The organism is Massilia sp. BKSP1R2A-1 (assembly GCF_050586525.1).
GTDB lineage: Bacteria > Pseudomonadota > Gammaproteobacteria > Burkholderiales > Burkholderiaceae_D > Telluria.
This window is the reverse complement of the sequence record NZ_JBOBRE010000054.1, coordinates 1-384: the sequence shown is the minus strand read 5'-3', so window position 1 is coordinate 384 and position 384 is coordinate 1. Positions and strand designations below refer to the sequence as shown.

Annotated in this window: 1 protein-coding gene; it reads left to right on the top strand. The window is 49.2% G+C overall.

The window, feature by feature from the left end; all coding sequences use genetic code 11:
• Positions 1-32: 32 nt before the first annotated feature.
• Positions 33-383, top strand: a complete 351-nt coding sequence (locus tag ACQ7JA_RS25045; RefSeq protein ID WP_430902412.1) for a hypothetical protein — start codon at positions 33-35, stop codon at positions 381-383.
• Position 384: the final 1 nt, after the last annotated feature.

Sequence of the window (384 nt, the reverse complement as noted above, 5' to 3'; positions counted from 1 at the left end):
GCCAGAAGCAGACATAAAAACAGGTGAGGAACATGACGAAACTGTTGATTTTCATCGGGGAAGATCAGAAGTTCGATGTTGATACGCTGATCGACGCGATAGTCTCTATGGCTGGCACAACGAAAGCTAAAAGAGGCAACTTTATCGGCGCGATCTTCGAATGCGAGTACGGGTGTGCGGAAGAAAGTACGATCATCCGTATAAGCCCTGATGCCGAAACTGTTACCGCTTCGGGATTAGGCACATCCTCGCTATCTTTCGCAGTTGAACTTCAAAAAATGACCGCAGTCGACCTACATGCGATCGACACGGACTACAGCTTTAACGTTGCGCTACGCGACTTCCAAACCGTTGAATCGTTGGCGCATGCGGTCCACCTGTGAA